The 15,530-nt window shown below is 43.9% G+C and carries 12 protein-coding genes; 6 read left to right on the top strand and 6 right to left on the bottom strand.

Annotated elements, in window-relative coordinates; translation table 11 throughout:
• Window positions 1-97 precede the first annotated feature (97 nt).
• Together ruvA and ruvB are read left to right on the top strand one after the other, a co-directional pair.
• Window positions 98-718: a Holliday junction branch migration protein RuvA gene (ruvA, locus tag AS194_RS12875; protein WP_058025898.1), complete on the top strand. Its 621-nt coding sequence runs from the start codon at window positions 98-100 to the stop codon at window positions 716-718.
• 179 nt (window positions 719-897) lie between these two features.
• On the top strand, window positions 898-1,878 hold the full coding sequence (gene ruvB, locus AS194_RS12870) for a Holliday junction branch migration DNA helicase RuvB (protein WP_058025939.1): 981 nt from the start codon (window positions 898-900) through the stop codon (window positions 1,876-1,878).
• A gap of 98 nt (window positions 1,879-1,976) precedes the next feature.
• Here the strand turns inward: ruvB and AS194_RS12865 are convergent, their stop codons facing one another.
• The 5 genes from AS194_RS12865 to AS194_RS12845 form a co-directional block, all read right to left on the bottom strand.
• Window positions 1,977-3,404, bottom strand: coding sequence for an FAD-binding oxidoreductase (locus tag AS194_RS12865; protein ID WP_058025897.1), 1,428 nt, complete (start codon window positions 3,402-3,404; stop codon window positions 1,977-1,979).
• A gap of 93 nt (window positions 3,405-3,497) precedes the next feature.
• Window positions 3,498-5,156, bottom strand: coding sequence for an ABC1 kinase family protein (locus AS194_RS12860; RefSeq protein ID WP_058025896.1), 1,659 nt, complete (start codon window positions 5,154-5,156; stop codon window positions 3,498-3,500).
• Between the two features lie 118 nt (window positions 5,157-5,274).
• Window positions 5,275-5,979 (bottom strand): SCP2 domain-containing protein, encoded by a 705-nt coding sequence (locus tag AS194_RS12855; protein ID WP_058025895.1) that lies wholly within the window; start codon window positions 5,977-5,979, stop codon window positions 5,275-5,277.
• Window positions 5,980-6,065: 86 nt separating this feature from the next.
• Entirely contained in the window at window positions 6,066-7,115 is a 1,050-nt protein-coding gene (ubiE, locus tag AS194_RS12850) for a bifunctional demethylmenaquinone methyltransferase/2-methoxy-6-polyprenyl-1,4-benzoquinol methylase UbiE (protein WP_058025894.1), read from the bottom strand.
• 84 nt (window positions 7,116-7,199) lie between these two features.
• Window positions 7,200-7,904 carry an FFLEELY motif protein gene (locus tag AS194_RS12845; protein WP_058025893.1) on the bottom strand — a complete coding sequence of 235 codons (705 nt, stop codon included), beginning with the start codon at window positions 7,902-7,904 and terminating at the stop codon, window positions 7,200-7,202.
• A 338-nt stretch (window positions 7,905-8,242) separates the two neighbouring features.
• Between AS194_RS12845 and AS194_RS12840 the strand changes: the two genes are divergently transcribed.
• Window positions 8,243-9,922 (top strand): ATPase, encoded by a 1,680-nt coding sequence (locus AS194_RS12840; RefSeq protein ID WP_058025892.1) that lies wholly within the window; start codon window positions 8,243-8,245, stop codon window positions 9,920-9,922.
• A 670-nt stretch (window positions 9,923-10,592) separates the two neighbouring features.
• Window positions 10,593-12,200: an inorganic phosphate transporter gene (locus tag AS194_RS12835; protein ID WP_058025891.1), complete on the top strand. Its 1,608-nt coding sequence runs from the start codon at window positions 10,593-10,595 to the stop codon at window positions 12,198-12,200.
• A gap of 100 nt (window positions 12,201-12,300) precedes the next feature.
• Here AS194_RS12835 and AS194_RS12830 read toward each other — a convergent pair whose 3' ends face one another.
• Entirely contained in the window at window positions 12,301-13,944 is a 1,644-nt protein-coding gene (locus tag AS194_RS12830; protein WP_058025890.1) for an aminotransferase class I/II-fold pyridoxal phosphate-dependent enzyme, read from the bottom strand.
• A 391-nt stretch (window positions 13,945-14,335) separates the two neighbouring features.
• Between AS194_RS12830 and msrB the strand changes: the two genes are divergently transcribed.
• Window positions 14,336-14,761, top strand: a complete 426-nt coding sequence (gene msrB, locus AS194_RS12825) for a peptide-methionine (R)-S-oxide reductase MsrB (protein ID WP_058025889.1) — start codon at window positions 14,336-14,338, stop codon at window positions 14,759-14,761.
• 143 nt (window positions 14,762-14,904) lie between these two features.
• Complete coding sequence (locus tag AS194_RS12820) at window positions 14,905-15,390, top strand: glutathione peroxidase (protein ID WP_058025888.1); 486 nt, start codon at window positions 14,905-14,907, stop codon at window positions 15,388-15,390.
• The last annotated feature ends 140 nt before the right edge of the window (window positions 15,391-15,530 follow it).

Raw genomic sequence — 15,530 nt, 5'->3', positions numbered from 1 at the left:
CTAGGCGTATATAAGCAATAGACCATGCTAGTGAAAGGTGTTCTTGCATAATGAATGGCAGCGGACTTAACTTTATAATAATCAACAGAGGTGAGTGATGATTGGATTGATTACCGGACAGGTGCAATACTTAATGGCGCCAACGGCTTGTATCATGACAACCGCTGGTGTGGGTTATGATATCGAGCTGCCATTGCCGTCATTTTGTCAATTGCACCTTAACGAGCAGGCGAGTATTTGGACGCATTTTCATGTTCGTGAAGATGCCCAGCTGCTTTATGGTTTTATTGATCGTAAAGAGCGTGATGTCTTTCGCCAACTGATCAAGATCAATGGCGTTGGGGCAAAAATGGCATTGGCAATGCTGTCTGCAATGTCAGCGGCTGAGCTAAAAATGCATGTTGAGCAAGAGTCGGAAACGGCACTAACTCGTATCCCCGGTATTGGTAAAAAAACGGCGCAACGTTTACTTATCGAGCTAAAAGACAAGTTAAAAAATATCGAAATGGACAACGGTTCGTTTGAGCTCATGCCTCAGCAAACCGCTGTTTCTCAAGACGGCAGTATCATTGCTGAAGTAGAAGGGGCGCTAATTAGCTTGGGCTACAAAGAAAAAGAAGCTCAGCTAGCCATCAAAGCGGCTAAAAGTAAGGGTGACACCTTTGTAGATACTCAGGGCTTGTTAAAAGCGACCTTACAGCAGTTGTCTGGTTTCTAAGAGCACGTTCCAAAGTCATCTATCGATAATAACAAAATAGTGCATTTAACAGATAAGCGACATTGAGTGTCGCTTATTTTCGTTTTAGCACTTGTTTAATGAGGTTTTGCATGACTTATACGCAGCGTTTGGTTATGCTATTTATTACCTAATTTTTTAATATAATGATAAATTCTATGATGCAAGATCGTTTAATTAATCCGCTAGAAGGCGCGAACGACGCTCCTGACGCCAATATCCGACCAGCATTATTGGCTGAGTATATTGGTCAGCCAGTGGTGCGTGAGCAAATGGAGGTGTTCATCGGTGCGGCTCGTGGCCGTGATGAAGCCTTAGATCATACGCTGATATTTGGTCCACCAGGGCTGGGTAAAACGACCCTTGCCAATATTATTGCGCGCGAGATGGGTGGTAATCTGCGCTCTACTTCAGGCCCTGTACTTGAGCGCCCAGGGGATTTGGCTGCTATGCTGACCAATCTGGAAGCGGGTGATGTATTATTTATTGATGAGATCCACCGTTTGAGCTCGGTCATTGAAGAGATACTCTATCCAGCGATGGAAGATTTTCAGCTGGATATTATGATTGGTGAAGGGCCTGCCGCACGTTCTATTAAACTTGACCTGCCACCGTTTACATTGGTGGCAGCAACTACCAGAGCAGGGCTATTGACCTCACCGCTGCGTGATCGTTTTGGTATCGTCCAGCGTTTAGAGTTCTATAATATTGCGGATCTCACAACAATTGTGAGCCGAGCAGCACGCTTGATGCGTGTACCAATGAGTGAGGATGGCGCTATAGAGATTGCTCGCCGCGCTCGTGGTACACCAAGGATTGCCAACCGGTTGCTACGCCGTGTGCGTGATTATGCTGAGGTAAAAGGCGATGGTAGTATCAATGGTGCGATTGCAGGTAGTGCGCTAGATATGTTAGCAGTGGACAGACGAGGACTCGATCATCTGGATAGACGCTATATAGAGATATTACACGAGCGCTTTGATGGTGGTCCTGCTGGGGTCGAAGCCGTGGCAGCGGCAATGGCTGAGGATAGAGGTACGCTTGAGGACGTGATTGAGCCTTACCTTATTCAACAAGGGTATGTATTGCGTACTGCTCGTGGACGGGTGCTAACACAGATGGCAATTGATCAAATGCTATAAAGATAAATATTAAAAAAGCGCCTATTTTTGATTGAAAGTAGGCGCTTTTTTTTGGTTATTGCTTTGACTCTATGTGTGTTTTGATTTTTATCAGATTATTAAGAAATAGATAGCGCTTCAGGCCATATTTTCCCCGGGTTCAATATATTCTTGGGATCAAGGGCTGACTTGACAGCTTGCATAAGGATTAGGGCGTTACCATGCTCTTGATGCATGTATTTCTGTTTCCCTTGTCCAATACCATGTTCACCCGTACAGGTACCATCCATCTCAATAGCGCGAGTAGCTAGGCGTCCGATAATTGCCTCAGCGGTAGCGACTTCTTCAAGATTTTTAGTATCGACCAGCAACAGAACATGAAAGTTTCCATCGCCAACGTGACCGACAATCGGTCCAATCATCCCCGATGCTTCGATATCTTTTGCCGTCTCACTGACGCACTCAGCTAGACGTGAGATAGGCACGCAGGCATCAGTCGATAACGCGCTGGCTTCAGGCCTCAGGGCAGAACTGGCATGATACGCATTGTGCCTCGCTTGCCAGAGGCGCTTGCGCTCAGCCTCATTGGTATCCCAAGCAAAATCGCGACCACCAAATTCTTCGATGATATCGGTAAAGAGCTTGGCTTGCTCAGCAACACCTGCTTCTGTGCCATGGAATTCGACAAATAACGTTGGTGTCTCAGTTAGACTGAGGTTGTCATATTGATTGCATGCTTTTATTTGCATCGCGTCAAGTAGTTCAATACGAGCAATAGGTAAGCACATCTGAATAGTCAGCATCACTGCTTGACAAGCATCTTCGATGCTCGAAAAATGACAAATGCCACTACCTATGCATTCGCTAATACCAAACAGTTTCAGCGTGATCTCAGTGACAATTCCCAGTGTCCCTTCCGAGCCGATCATCAAGCGTGTTAGATCATAGCCTGCGGCAGATTTTTTGGCTCGTGTGCCTGTTCTTACGATATCGCCACTTGCGGTCACGACTTCTAGTGCGAGTACCACATCTTTCATGGTACCGTAGCGTACCGCATTGGTGCCCGACGCACGAGTGGCGACCATACCACCGATACTGGCATTGGCGCCGGGATCTATCGGAAAAAACAGCCCTGCATCGCGCAGATAATGGTTTAGTTGCTCACGCGTCACGCCAGGCTGAACGGTAACGGTCAAATCTTCATTATGAACCTGCAAAATGGCATTCATTGCGTGCATGTCGATGCATAACCCACCATAAGGTGCATTGAGCTGGCCTTCCAAAGATGAACCGATACCAAAAGCAATCACTGGCATCTCATACTGATTACAAATCTCGACCGCCGCTGCTACTTCCTGTTTGTCCTGTACCGTTAATACTGCATCTGGTGGCTGATTGGTGAGCCACGTCATTGTATGGCCATGCTGCTCACGCACTGTCGAATTCACACTCAGTTGTTTGCCAAAACGTTCCTGTAAGGCTGTAATAGCCAAGCTATGGTCTGGCTTGATAGTATTATGAGTCTGTGACAATGGTAGTGATGACATGATGAATCCTATAGATAATGCGACTATTTAGCATTAAAGCATATTCAATATCTATTTAATATGTGTCATTGACAGGAATTTTTCCTATTGTAATTAAGCTAGGATACGCCAAATGACCACCACAATAGCTAACAAATAAAAGAAAGGTGCAAACCAGCCTACTTGAGTCGCAATGCCAATATTGATTCCGAATCCTGCCAATGCCAACCAGTCGCGGCGACGGTCGTTGAGCATATCGGCGCGTATTTGTTGTATTTCACGCAGTTGGCTGTCTTGCCGTGAGCCTTGTGAGGCAAGGCTTTGTAGCCCTTGATCCAGTAGCTTTGGAATGTCGGTAGTAGACAAGAGTAGCTCAGGTAACTGTTGGCGCAGCTGTTGTAAGTTACGCATCGGGTCTAACTGCTCTTTAATCCAGCTACTCAAGATTGGTTTGGCAAGTGACCAGATATCAAGATCAGGATAGAGGTCACGACCGAGCCCTTCTACATGTACCAAGGTTTTGAGTAATAGCATCAGCTGCGGTGGGATACTCATATGATGGCGACGAGCAATGTCTAAAATCTGCATCAGCACACCAGCAAAATCGATATCGTTGATTGATTTTTGTAGCATGGGGCCTACGGTACGCTTCATATCACGCATCAGCGCATGTTTATCAGCATTTGGTGGTATCCAACCTGCACGGCTAACGATGTCGACGACCGCGGTAAAGTTGTTATTCATGACTGCAAGTAACATACGTGCCACGATAAGCTGATCATCTTTTGACAGGGTACCCATGATGGCACAATCAAGCCCGATATAGCGTGGCTGATGACCCAAATCAACCGCTGCCATATCTGCATGTAATGTTTTGACAGGTGGCGTCTCAACAAACACATTGCCCGGATGCATATCAGCATGAAAAAAGTTATCACGGAAGACTTGGGTGAAAAATATCGTCAAGCCTTTTTCTGCAAGCGCGGCACGGTCATAACCCAACTGATCAAACACCTCAACTTGTGAGATGGGAACGCCTTGGATACGCTCCATGACCATCACGTTTTTGGCAGCATCATATACTTCAGGCACATACATCAATGCTGAACCCAAAAAGTTATTGCGCATCTGGGTAGTGTTGTCCGCCTCAAGGGTCAAATCCAGCTCATTGAGCATTACTTGTCGATAGTCTTCGACAATATCTATAATATGGACGGCACGCGCCGCTTCGATACGAGCCGATGCCCAACTTGCCAGTTCTCGCAATAATTCAAAATCAGAGACAATCACAGTACGAATATCAGGACGCACGACTTTAACCACCACTTCACGCCCATCATGCAGAGCTGCAGTATGGACTTGGGCGATAGAGGCTGCCGCTAGTGGTTTAATATCAAATCGTGCAAACAATATATCGATGGACTGACCGAGGCCATGTTTTGGATGCTCAATTTGAGCGACAGCAATATCAGCGTCGAAAGGTTTAACTTTATCCTGTAGCTGTACTAACTGAGCGATGATCTCAGGCGGTACCAAGTCGCGACGCGTTGAGAGTAATTGACCCAATTTGAGAAACAGTGTACCCATCTCTTCAAGCGCGTACTTGATTCCATTTGGCTGATGCTTTTTACCCCATGCTGCTGGATGCGTACGAATTAAGCGTGCTAAAGGTTGCAGTTGCGGCGCTTCTTCGACAGATAAATGGGTATCAAGGCGATAAGTTGCGGCGATACGCCAAAGCTCTAGTAGACGGGCGCGGTGAGATAATAGCATGGGATTGGGTACTCTGGACAAAAACGAAAATAGGGTAGGCGCTATGCGTCATTATAGACAATGCTATCAGTAATAGCGTGTGCTCATCATTGATAAGACGAGCTACTAATAAAACAAACTACTGGTGAAACGAGTTATTGAGGAAACGTGCTTGCTCTTCTTTGATAGCCGCAAGCTTGGCCTCTTCACGTTCAATATCAGCACGCAACTTTAGAATCTGCTGTTTGAGATCGTTGACTTCAGCGACATCAATAGGGTCAGGCGCGCTATTGCCTGCCACATCATTGGCCCAATCGCTGACATCATCAAATGCACGTTTGGCACTATGACGCCAGCTACCTTTAAGCTGAGAGATAAGAAGATGTAATTGACTGGCCATTGGTTTGCCGATTAATGGCTCAAGCTGCCCAGCCAAATCAGGATCGAAGCCAGCAACTAGCTGTTTGAGCTGCATCAGTACTTTGTAATCGCCCGCGATTGGTAAGTTACCCTCCGCGCCGCGCATCAGATTGAGTAGCTGCGCTGGATTATCGACTGTGATGGTACAGTCCGGACGGCTATGACCAAAACGGGCACGCTCCATACTGGCTTTTTGGCGCTCATTCATCTGACCACTTGGCTCAAATACACTGTCTGTCGTGACTGGCTCAAAACGCAACCGTTCATGAGTGAACAACACGTCCAAATGAATGTCAGGCATGCCCATGTTGAGACGCAGTACTTTACCAGCAAGCGGCGCTAACCCTGCCTTGGTAATCTCGTCACTCGCAATAGCAATGTTAATCAGCTTCTCGGCACCAGCCAATAGTAAAACAGTCAGCATAAGGCTCTCGCATCATTAATTGAGCGCCTTTGAGTCAGCGCATAGTATGTTTGGTTCAATATGGTGTTGCTAATTGTACTTTGATTTTAAGCTTTAAAACCACGATGTACAGCGACAATGCCAGCAGTCAGGTTATGATAATCACAGTTCTCAAATCCTGCTTGTTGCATCATCTGTTTGAGTGTTTGCTGATCAGGGTGCATACGGATTGATTCCGCCAAGTATTGATAGCTTTCAGAATCATTAGCAATCAGTTTGCCCATCATTGGCAGCGCTGTGAATGAATACAAGTCATATGCTTTAGATAATGGCTCAAACACGGGCTTTGAGAATTCTAAAATCAATAAGCGACCACCCGGCTTTAGGACACGGTACATCGCACGCAGCGCTGCATCTTTGTCGGTGACATTACGTAAACCAAAGCTGATGGTGACCAAATCAAAGCTGTTGTCATCAAATGGTGCCAAGGTTTCAGCATTTGCCAATACAAAATCAACGTTATTGCAGCCGGCATTGATTAAGCGCTCGCGGCCCACTTCTAGCATGGCAGCATTGATATCAGATAATACAACATGGCCATTTCTACCGACTTCACGGCTGAATACTTTGGCTAAGTCGCCTGTACCGCCCGCGATATCGAGTACATGCTGACCGGCACGAACCCCTGATAGGCTAATGGCGTAGCGCTTCCATAGACGATGAATACCAAATGACATGAGATCATTCATGATGTCGTATTTTTTGGCGACAGAGGTGAATACATCAGCCACACGTGCTTGTTTTTCGGCTTTGTTGACTGTCTTATAGCCAAAGTGGGTTTGCTCATTGCCATCAGTTTCAGGCGTATGTGGGTTATTGATATCATCACGCTGATTGAAAAGCGCTTGCCTTTCTGTGCGTACTGAAGTATCTGTGCTGGTTGGTTTTTCGGTATTTGGCATAGTCGTTTGTTGGCCTTGTGGCGTTCCAGTTGGTAGGTCTTGAACTTTAGTAAAGTCATTATTGCTGTTATCTTTATTAGATGCAGCTGTCTGCGCGCGTAATATTTGCGCGCTGATATCTTGGTTGTGATCGATACTGTCTTTTACCAATTTGTTCTGCAAATGAGCGTTGTTATTACTTGATGTGTCGGTCATCACATTATCCTAAGGTTTGTTTTTATTAGGCTATGTACAGCCTGAGATATGCCAAGAATTAATTAGCTATTTAGCGTATTGATTCTATGATACACCAAACCCTACTGGCTTACCGCCATTATGTACTTCATCAACAATTAGCAGTTCACGTTCACAAAACGGTTCAATAAAACTGCTTACGCTACTTAAAGGTTTCATAGCTTTGAAGCCTGCGTCGATGAAATCATAAAGTGGCTGGTAATTGCTGCGATAAGCAGCACCTTTTGCCAATGCAAAGGCCTTTTTGAGCATAAAAGTATTTAAGTGTTTGTCAGTGCGGTAACAAACGTCTTTTAGGTTGGCAATCTGTACTCGGCGTTCAGCTTCCTCATCAACCGCACGGTAGGCAGCTAGCATATTGTCTGCGTTCACTGGTAAGTTTTGATCGAGTAGCCACTCAGCCAAATGTAGATCCAGCTCAATGGCCAAAATTGCTGCTTGAATACCCATGCTACCAGCTTCTAATGCAGACTCTTTGGCAAGACGTTCTAGTTTTTTGGCTTTTGGCAGGATACGGGCCAGTTGTTTTGCTAGTATCTCGAACTCATCACCACCATATAACTTCGTTAAAAAATAATCTGCCATTAGCTGGTTTTTGGGTTGTTCAAATAGTGCACGATGGGTGTGACGGATACGTACTTGTTGCCATGTTTGTACTTCGTTGAGCTTGGCTCTCAATACGTCATTTTCATGGTGAGGCAGAGCCCAAAAACGTGTCAAATGCTGTTGCAAGTCGGCTAGAGCGGTCATGGCAGTAAATCCTATAATAAAAATAGATAATATTGAAAATTTGAGGCAGCGTTATTGTGGTTGTTTAACCGCATAGGCTTTTGAATAGCTATTTTAGCAAGTATTAAAAATTGTGTTCACCATAAAAGAAAATAAATGAGAATACAAATGCCAAACTGTTACATAGCAATATTATTTACTCGATTGGCGCAATGCTATGATGAAATAGCTTTATGAAATTACTCTAGCATAAAACGCAGTATCAAAAAGAGTCTGCCGAGCGAGAGTATCTAATATTGTTCAATGGCAAAGCAGTGTAATAACAATATCATTCAATAACAATAAAAGTGAGTCCAATCATGTCCCAAAAAAATGATACTACTGAACCAGAGGCACCACAAGCGGTCAGTTCGCAGTTTAGTGAGCAAGTCGTCGAGGAGCGCCTAACGCCCAATCCTTTGAGTCAGTTTTCTATGGACAAGGACGCCCTTAGGCTCGCCTTGGTTACGGCGCAGTATGCGCTAAGAGCCACCCGGCAACAGAAACCGCCAACGCTCAATAAACCAACGGGGCTGTTGGTACTCGTTAATGGGATGGAGCAGGCAGGCAAGGGTACCGCTGTTAAGCAATTGAGGCAATGGGTCGATCCAAGATTGCTTAAAGTTGAGGCAACCGTCGGCCATGCGCCGCTAAGCTATCAGCCTATTTGGCAAGTTCATACCGGCGCGATGCCGCGCCATGGCGATGTGATGGTTTATTTTGGTAATTGGTATGCTGACTTGTTATACAACGTCATGCGCATAGCAACATCAAATAATGAAGATAAAAAGAAGCAATCGAAAAATCAAAAGCATATCGATAAAAATGCGCTTCCTATTGCGAAATGGCAAGCCTATTTACAGCAGCAGTTAGCTGAGCTCAAAGCATTTGAGCAGGATCTTATAGCCAATCACACTAGGCTACTGAAATGCTGGTTCCATGTGGATATGGAAACACTGCATAGCCGTCTACAAGATAGTGAGGCTGATCCGCAGTTTTTGTATCAAATTGACTGGAACAGCAAAACAGTGATCGAAAAATTTAATGAGGTTGCAGCCACTCTCTTACGGCAACAAGATGACTGGATCATCATCGATGGTGATGATAAATCGGCAGCGGCTGATGATTTTTGTCATGAAGTCTTACATGCGATGCAAATGGCGCTCGTTAGTAGTCGTACCAGTACAACTGAATCTACAGAAAAAAAATCATCGTCCAAGACAAAAAAATCCAAACCAAAAGTTGAACAGGCGCCGTTTGAACCGGTAAAGATACCGAAAAGCTTGACCAATATTGATGATTCAAAGATTAGTAAGTCTGAATATAATGATGCTTTGGCAAAGAAGCAAACACGTCTCGCTGAATTACTACGGGCGCGTCAAGGTCGTCATGTTGTCTTTGCCTTTGAGGGCATGGATGCGGCTGGGAAAGGAGGCGCAATCAAAAGGCTAGTTGCCGCACTCGATCCACGTGAATATCAAATTTACAATATCGGCGCACCGATGTTATACGAGACTCAACACCCTTATTTATGGCGCTTTTGGACGAAATTACCTAATGAGCAAACGAATCATGTTAGCCGTATCGCTATCTTCGATCGCACTTGGTATGGGCGCGTGCTGGTTGAACGTATTGAAGGGTTTGCCACCGATGAGGAGTGGCAGCGTGCCTATGATGAAATCAATCGTTTTGAATCAGACTTAGTGGAGGCTGGGACACTGGTCATCAAATATTGGTTAGCTATTGATAAAAAAGAGCAGCTAAAACGCTTCGAAGCCCGTCAAGATACACCGCACAAGCAATTCAAACTCACTGATGATGATTGGCGCAATCGTGATAAATGGTCAGATTACGTGCAATCTGCAGCAGATATGCTGGCACGCACCGATACAAAAACAGCGCCATGGTGTATTATCGCGACCAATGAAAAGCGACAAGCGCGTTTAGACGTCTTAGATCATGCGATACAGCAGTTATCGGAAGCATCTGATGGCAAATAGCTATCACAAAATAACTAAGATTTACAGGTTGCTTGTACTTTTGAAAAACCATTTTTTCCCAATTTTGCTTAGGGAAACATACGAAATCTAATCTGTCATTGATAAAGGATGAATTCTGTGGACACGCTCACAGTTACAAATCTTGCAATATCATTATGCATTATGTGATTATATTTAATATAATAGGGCCGCAATTGTCTTTACCCTGTCATAAAATGTGCTGACAGATGCATATCTTATGATGGGTACAGATATTTAAAAGACATTATCGCCGTATCTAAGTATTGATAAACACTGTATTGATAAACACTGTATTGATAAACACTGTATTGATAAAAAATGTACTGATAAAGACCGTAACATCACCAGAAAGATAAGCCGCAAGATGCTGTAATCAAATGATTGGGCAATATACCTTGCGGCTTTTTGATATGTGATGCGTTTTTACAGAGAAGCGTATCAGCACCCTGAATCAAGCATAGATGAATGATTCTAAGGTACGGCAGCAAAATCCGCTAAACATTATTGTTTAGTATTCATTGTTTAAAAAGCACGTTGCGCATGTATCATCATGCTACTTTAGTGTGTGGTTTTAAAACTCACATGTATGGCTGCGCAATGTTACTAATCGCATATAATTTCAATCAGCTTACGCAGGACGTATTAACGTATGGGTATTAGCAACAGTTCTACAGGGCCAACACAATCAGTCGGCTCTATGAAAGTAAATCTATTTTTTGCCATTTTATTGATTGCGATGACCATCTACTTTTTGTGGTGGGGTTTAGATTACACCATGCGTCAGCAAACGACGCTATTTATTGTAGCGACCGCGTTTGGTGTCTTTATGGCATTTAATATCGGTGGTAACGATGTCGCCAACTCCTTTGGTACTTCAGTGGGTGCAGGAACGCTGACTATCCCGCAAGCATTGGGTATCGCAGCGATATTTGAGGTGTCGGGTGCCGTACTGGCAGGTGGTGAAGTAACCGATACCATCCGAAGCGGTATTGTCGATTTAGATGGCCTCTCAGTCGAGCCCAACCAGTTTATTTATGTCATGCTCTCAGCGTTGTTTGCTGCTGCGTTTTGGTTGTTATTTGCTACCAAAAAAGGTCTGCCAGTGTCGACCACCCATGCGATTATTGGCGGCGTGGTGGGTAGCTCCATCGTATTGGGTATCACGTTAGGTGGTACTGAAATGGCGTTATCAACGGTAAATTGGGGCAAGATTGGCACTATCGCTATCTCTTGGGTTCTATCACCGTTACTAGGCGGCGTTTTGTCTTATCTACTATATGGCCAAATCAAGAAAAATATCATTGAATATAATGATAGAACAGAAGCGCATATTGGTGAGCTAAAAGCCAATAAAAAAGTATTAAAGCAAAACCATAAAGAGTTTTTGGATGGTCTAACCGAGTCAGAGCAGTTGGCTTATACGTCAGCGATGCTACGAGATCAAGAAATCTATAAAGATGATGATTGCTTGGTTGAAGATTTAGAGACGGATTATTACAAAGAACTTTATAAGCTTGAAAACGAGCGCAGCAACCTCGATACCTTAAAAGCATTGAAGCAATGGGTGCCTATTATTGCGGCTGCGGGCGGTGCAGTTATGGCCTCCTTGGTTATCTTTAAAGGTTTGAAAAACGTCAATAATGGTATGACGACGCTGCAAGGCTTTTTAATCATGGGGATGATAGCAGCGTTAGTATGGCTTGCGACTTATATTTATACTAAGAGTATCCGCGGCAAGCACAAAGAGGATCTGACCAAAGCCACCTTTATTATGTTTAGCTGGATGCAGGTCTTTACCGCGTCAGCATTTGCTTTTAGTCACGGCTCAAACGATATTGCCAACGCGGTTGGTCCTTTTGCTGCGATTATGGATGTCATTCGTACCAATAGCATCTCGACCGAAGCGGCTGTACCACCTGCTGTTATGCTGACTTTTGGTGTGGCACTGATTGTTGGTCTTTGGTTTATCGGTAAAGAAGTCATTCAAACTGTCGGTACCAATCTAGCGAAGATGCATCCAGCTTCTGGATTCTCAGCTGAGCTGGCCGCTGCTGCTGTCGTTATGGGCGCATCAACGATGGGTCTTCCTGTATCAAGCACGCATACCTTGGTTGGGGCTGTACTGGGTATTGGTATGGTCAATAAAGATACCAATTGGGCGCTCATGAAACCAATCGGTTTGGCATGGGTCATCACCTTGCCAGTTGCTGCTGGTCTATCAGCAATCAGCTATATTGTATTGAGCAATATTTTTTAATCTTAAGGCGCTAGAGCTCTGCACTAAAGCTTATTCTAGAGCCATAAAAAACGCTTATCAGCATGATGCCGATAAGCGTTTTTTAATGTCATATGAATATTTACTCAGTGCCAAACTGCTGGCGTTTTTTTGCAAAAAATCGGTCCAATCTATCCATCGCATTTTCTAAATCAAGCAAGTTAGGCAAAAAGACCAAACGAAAATGATCGGGTTTGTCCCAGTTGAAGCCTGTGCCTTGCACCATCAACACGTTTTCTTCGACGAGTAAGTCCATCATAAAGTCCATATCATCCGTGATAGGGTAAACCTCTGGATCCATTTTTGGAAAACAGTAAAACGCACCTTGCGGCATGGTACAAGAAATGCCTTTAATCGCATTGAGACGTGAAACCGCCATTTCGCGCTGTTTATATAGGCGACCTGTTTCGGAGGTCAAGTCTTGCATACTCTGATGACCGCCCATCGCTGTTTGGATGGCATACTGTCCTTGAACATTCGAGCAAAGGCGCATGGATGCCAGCATATCCAAGCCTTCAATAAAGTCAGTCGCGTGCTGTTTGCGTCCAGACACCATCATCCAGCCTGAGCGAAATCCGGCAATACGGTGCGATTTTGATAACCCATTATACGACAGTACCAGTACTTCATCGGTCAAGGTGCTCATCGGTGTATGTACATTATTATCATAGAGAATACGATCGTAAATCTCGTCCGCCATGATGATTAAGTTGTGCTCTTTCGCGACTTCGATAATTTGCTTTAATAACTCATCGCTATAAAGGGAGCCTGTCGGGTTATTGGGGTTGATAACCACGATGCCCTTTGTTTTGCTAGTGATTTTAGATTTAATATCCTCAACATCAGGATGCCAGTTGTCTGCTTCATTACAGCGATAATGCACAGCGGTGCCGCCAGCGAGGTTAGCCGCTGCTGTCCAAAGTGGGTAATCTGGCATCGGAATCAGGACTTCATCGCCATCGTTCATTAGCGCTTGCATGGTCATCACAATCAACTCAGACACACCATTACCCAGATAGACGTCACGTACATCAACTGCTGATAAGAGGCCTTTAGACTGGTAATATTGCAAAATGGCTTTGCGCGCCGAAAAAATCCCTTGTGAGTCCGAATAACCCGTTGCCTCAGATAAATTCATCGCCACGTCACGCAAGATTTCATGTGGCGCTTCTAAACCAAACGGCGCTGGATTGCCTACATTTAGCTTCAGTATGCGCTTACCCTCTGCTTCCATTTTATTGGCAGTTTGGAGTAGGGGGCCGCGAATGTCGTAGCAGACGTTTTGTAATTTATTGGATTTTTTTATGGTGTTCATAGCGTGACCCTTTGTCGGGTAGGTTTGTGAATGTTTATCGGTGTCGGGAAAAGTCTCAAGCTGAGTCTTAGCTGCCCCATTGTCTGATGGGCTAGTTGAAGCGTGAGCTGTCTCTAAATCCATACTTTGAGATAAATAGTTGTCTTCGGATAAAAGCATACTAGTATCTTCACTTTGAAGATCACCGCGCAAGAGATAGCCTTCGCTACAGCCTAAAATACGAGCCAGTGTCGGTAGCTTCGATGAGACGATACCGTTAGTGCCGCGCTCCCAGTTGGAGATAGCTCCGCGACTGACCTTTGCACCAGCGGCTGTCATTGCTTGTGCTAGCTGCTCTGCGGTAAATCCTTTGTCTCGGCGTAGCTGTACTAGCCGCTCTGCTTGCGTGCTTTTACTATTGCTATCGGACATTGTTATTTGAGCCTTTATCAATCAGTGAACGTGTATAGATGATACAAAATTGAATATTGTTTTCATAACTTACCAGTGCAAGATATTATTGCATTACAAAAGATATTGCAAGAGATAGAAACGCTTTTTATAAAATGCAAGAATAACTTGCAATATTGTGTCTTTTCCCCTTGATGCTCATATCTATAGATAAGTGAATATTATTGACTGTATTTTATTCGAAGGGTGCTGCTCAAAGCACTGAAAATCACATAGCATTGGCAGTCCTCTTTTTGAACATGCCTTGAATAGTGAGTCGTGAATCTTCACATATAACCCATCGTTTTTATAATAATATGGCGATAAAATAGTGATAGAGATTAGATAATAAATAATCGAATAAGGGAAAATTATGCAAGACAATCAATTAAGTAAAGAAGAAATTAGCCAATTGACCGAAGCTGATTGGAAAGAGCGTTTGAGCGCTGACGAGTATCATGTGATGCGTGAGAAGGGTACAGAGCGTCCATTTACAGGTGTTTATAACGATGCAACTGATGATGGTGTTTATCGCTGTAAAGGCTGCGGTGCCAGTTTGTTTGATTCAAGCAACAAGTTTGATGCGGGTTGTGGTTGGCCAAGTTTCGATCAAGGGATTGATAACAGCGCGATAGACGAGCATGTTGACAACTCATTGGGTATGATTCGTACCGAAGTGACCTGTAGCAACTGCGGTGCACATTTAGGGCACGTGTTCCCTGATGGTCCACGTGAGACGACAGGTATGCGCTATTGTATCAACTCAGTATCTATTGATTTAGATAAATCTGAGAAGTAAGTCCTTTATCTGATTTTAGAAGTGTGAGAGGGGAAGTACAGAGTGCTTCCTTTTCAAGGGTTTCTAATATTCATGTGATAAAGAAAACGGCGTTATTGAAACAAATAATCAAAATAATAAAATTCTCAATTTAAGGATAGATGATGAGTACTATTTATGACTTCACCGCTGAGCGTATGGACGGCAGCTCGCAAGCGTTTTCCGAGTATAAAGATAAAGTATTGCTAATCGTTAATACGGCAAGCAAATGTGGATTCACTCCGCAGTTCGAAGGGTTAGAATCGTTATATCAACAATACAAAGATCAAGGGCTAGTCGTTATCGGCTTTCCTTGTAATCAATTTGGCAGCCAAGATCCCGGTAGCAATGATGAGATCGGCGCGTTTTGTCAAAAAAACTATGGTGTCAGCTTTCCTATGATGGCGAAAATTGATGTCAATGGCGCAGACGCTCATCCTATCTATGACTGGCTTAAAGACCAAAAAGGCGGCCTACTGACAGATGGCATCAAATGGAATTTCACCAAGTTTTTAATCGATAGCAAAGGGCAGGTCATCGATCGTTATGCGCCAACGACCAAGCCAGATGCCATCAAAGAAGACATTGAGCAAGCATTAACCAATAAGTAAGTATCGAGTCTAAAAAAATGATTTTTTATGAAAATATAAAATCAATAAAAACATATGCTTGCTAAAAATTTTGATATAAAATTGAAAAATATTTAAAAAATTGAAAAATAGCGTTTGACAGCCAAGTGTAAATCTATATA

Origin of the sequence: Psychrobacter piscatorii, from assembly GCF_001444505.1 — a bacterium.
GTDB classification, from domain to species: domain Bacteria; phylum Pseudomonadota; class Gammaproteobacteria; order Pseudomonadales; family Moraxellaceae; genus Psychrobacter; species Psychrobacter piscatorii_B.
Note: the sequence above shows the minus strand (reverse complement) of the source record. Positions and strands in the feature narration are given on the sequence as shown.

What these genes read in the sequence shown, in the direction of transcription:
- ruvA (WP_058025898.1), top strand. Translation starts at nt 98, where the DNA reads ATGATTGGATTGATTACCGGACAGGTGCAATACTTAATGGCGCCAACG.
- ruvB (WP_058025939.1), top strand. Translation starts at nt 898, where the DNA reads ATGCAAGATCGTTTAATTAATCCGCTAGAAGGCGCGAACGACGCTCCT.
- AS194_RS12865 (WP_058025897.1), bottom strand. Translation starts at nt 3,404, where the DNA reads ATGTCATCACTACCATTGTCACAGACTCATAATACTATCAAGCCAGAC.
- AS194_RS12860 (WP_058025896.1), bottom strand. Translation starts at nt 5,156, where the DNA reads ATGCTATTATCTCACCGCGCCCGTCTACTAGAGCTTTGGCGTATCGCC.
- AS194_RS12855 (WP_058025895.1), bottom strand. Translation starts at nt 5,979, where the DNA reads ATGCTGACTGTTTTACTATTGGCTGGTGCCGAGAAGCTGATTAACATT.
- ubiE (WP_058025894.1), bottom strand. Translation starts at nt 7,115, where the DNA reads ATGACCGACACATCAAGTAATAACAACGCTCATTTGCAGAACAAATTG.
- AS194_RS12845 (WP_058025893.1), bottom strand. Translation starts at nt 7,904, where the DNA reads ATGACCGCTCTAGCCGACTTGCAACAGCATTTGACACGTTTTTGGGCT.
- AS194_RS12840 (WP_058025892.1), top strand. Translation starts at nt 8,243, where the DNA reads ATGTCCCAAAAAAATGATACTACTGAACCAGAGGCACCACAAGCGGTC.
- AS194_RS12835 (WP_058025891.1), top strand. Translation starts at nt 10,593, where the DNA reads ATGGGTATTAGCAACAGTTCTACAGGGCCAACACAATCAGTCGGCTCT.
- AS194_RS12830 (WP_058025890.1), bottom strand. Translation starts at nt 13,944, where the DNA reads ATGTCCGATAGCAATAGTAAAAGCACGCAAGCAGAGCGGCTAGTACAG.
- msrB (WP_058025889.1), top strand. Translation starts at nt 14,336, where the DNA reads ATGCAAGACAATCAATTAAGTAAAGAAGAAATTAGCCAATTGACCGAA.
- AS194_RS12820 (WP_058025888.1), top strand. Translation starts at nt 14,905, where the DNA reads ATGAGTACTATTTATGACTTCACCGCTGAGCGTATGGACGGCAGCTCG.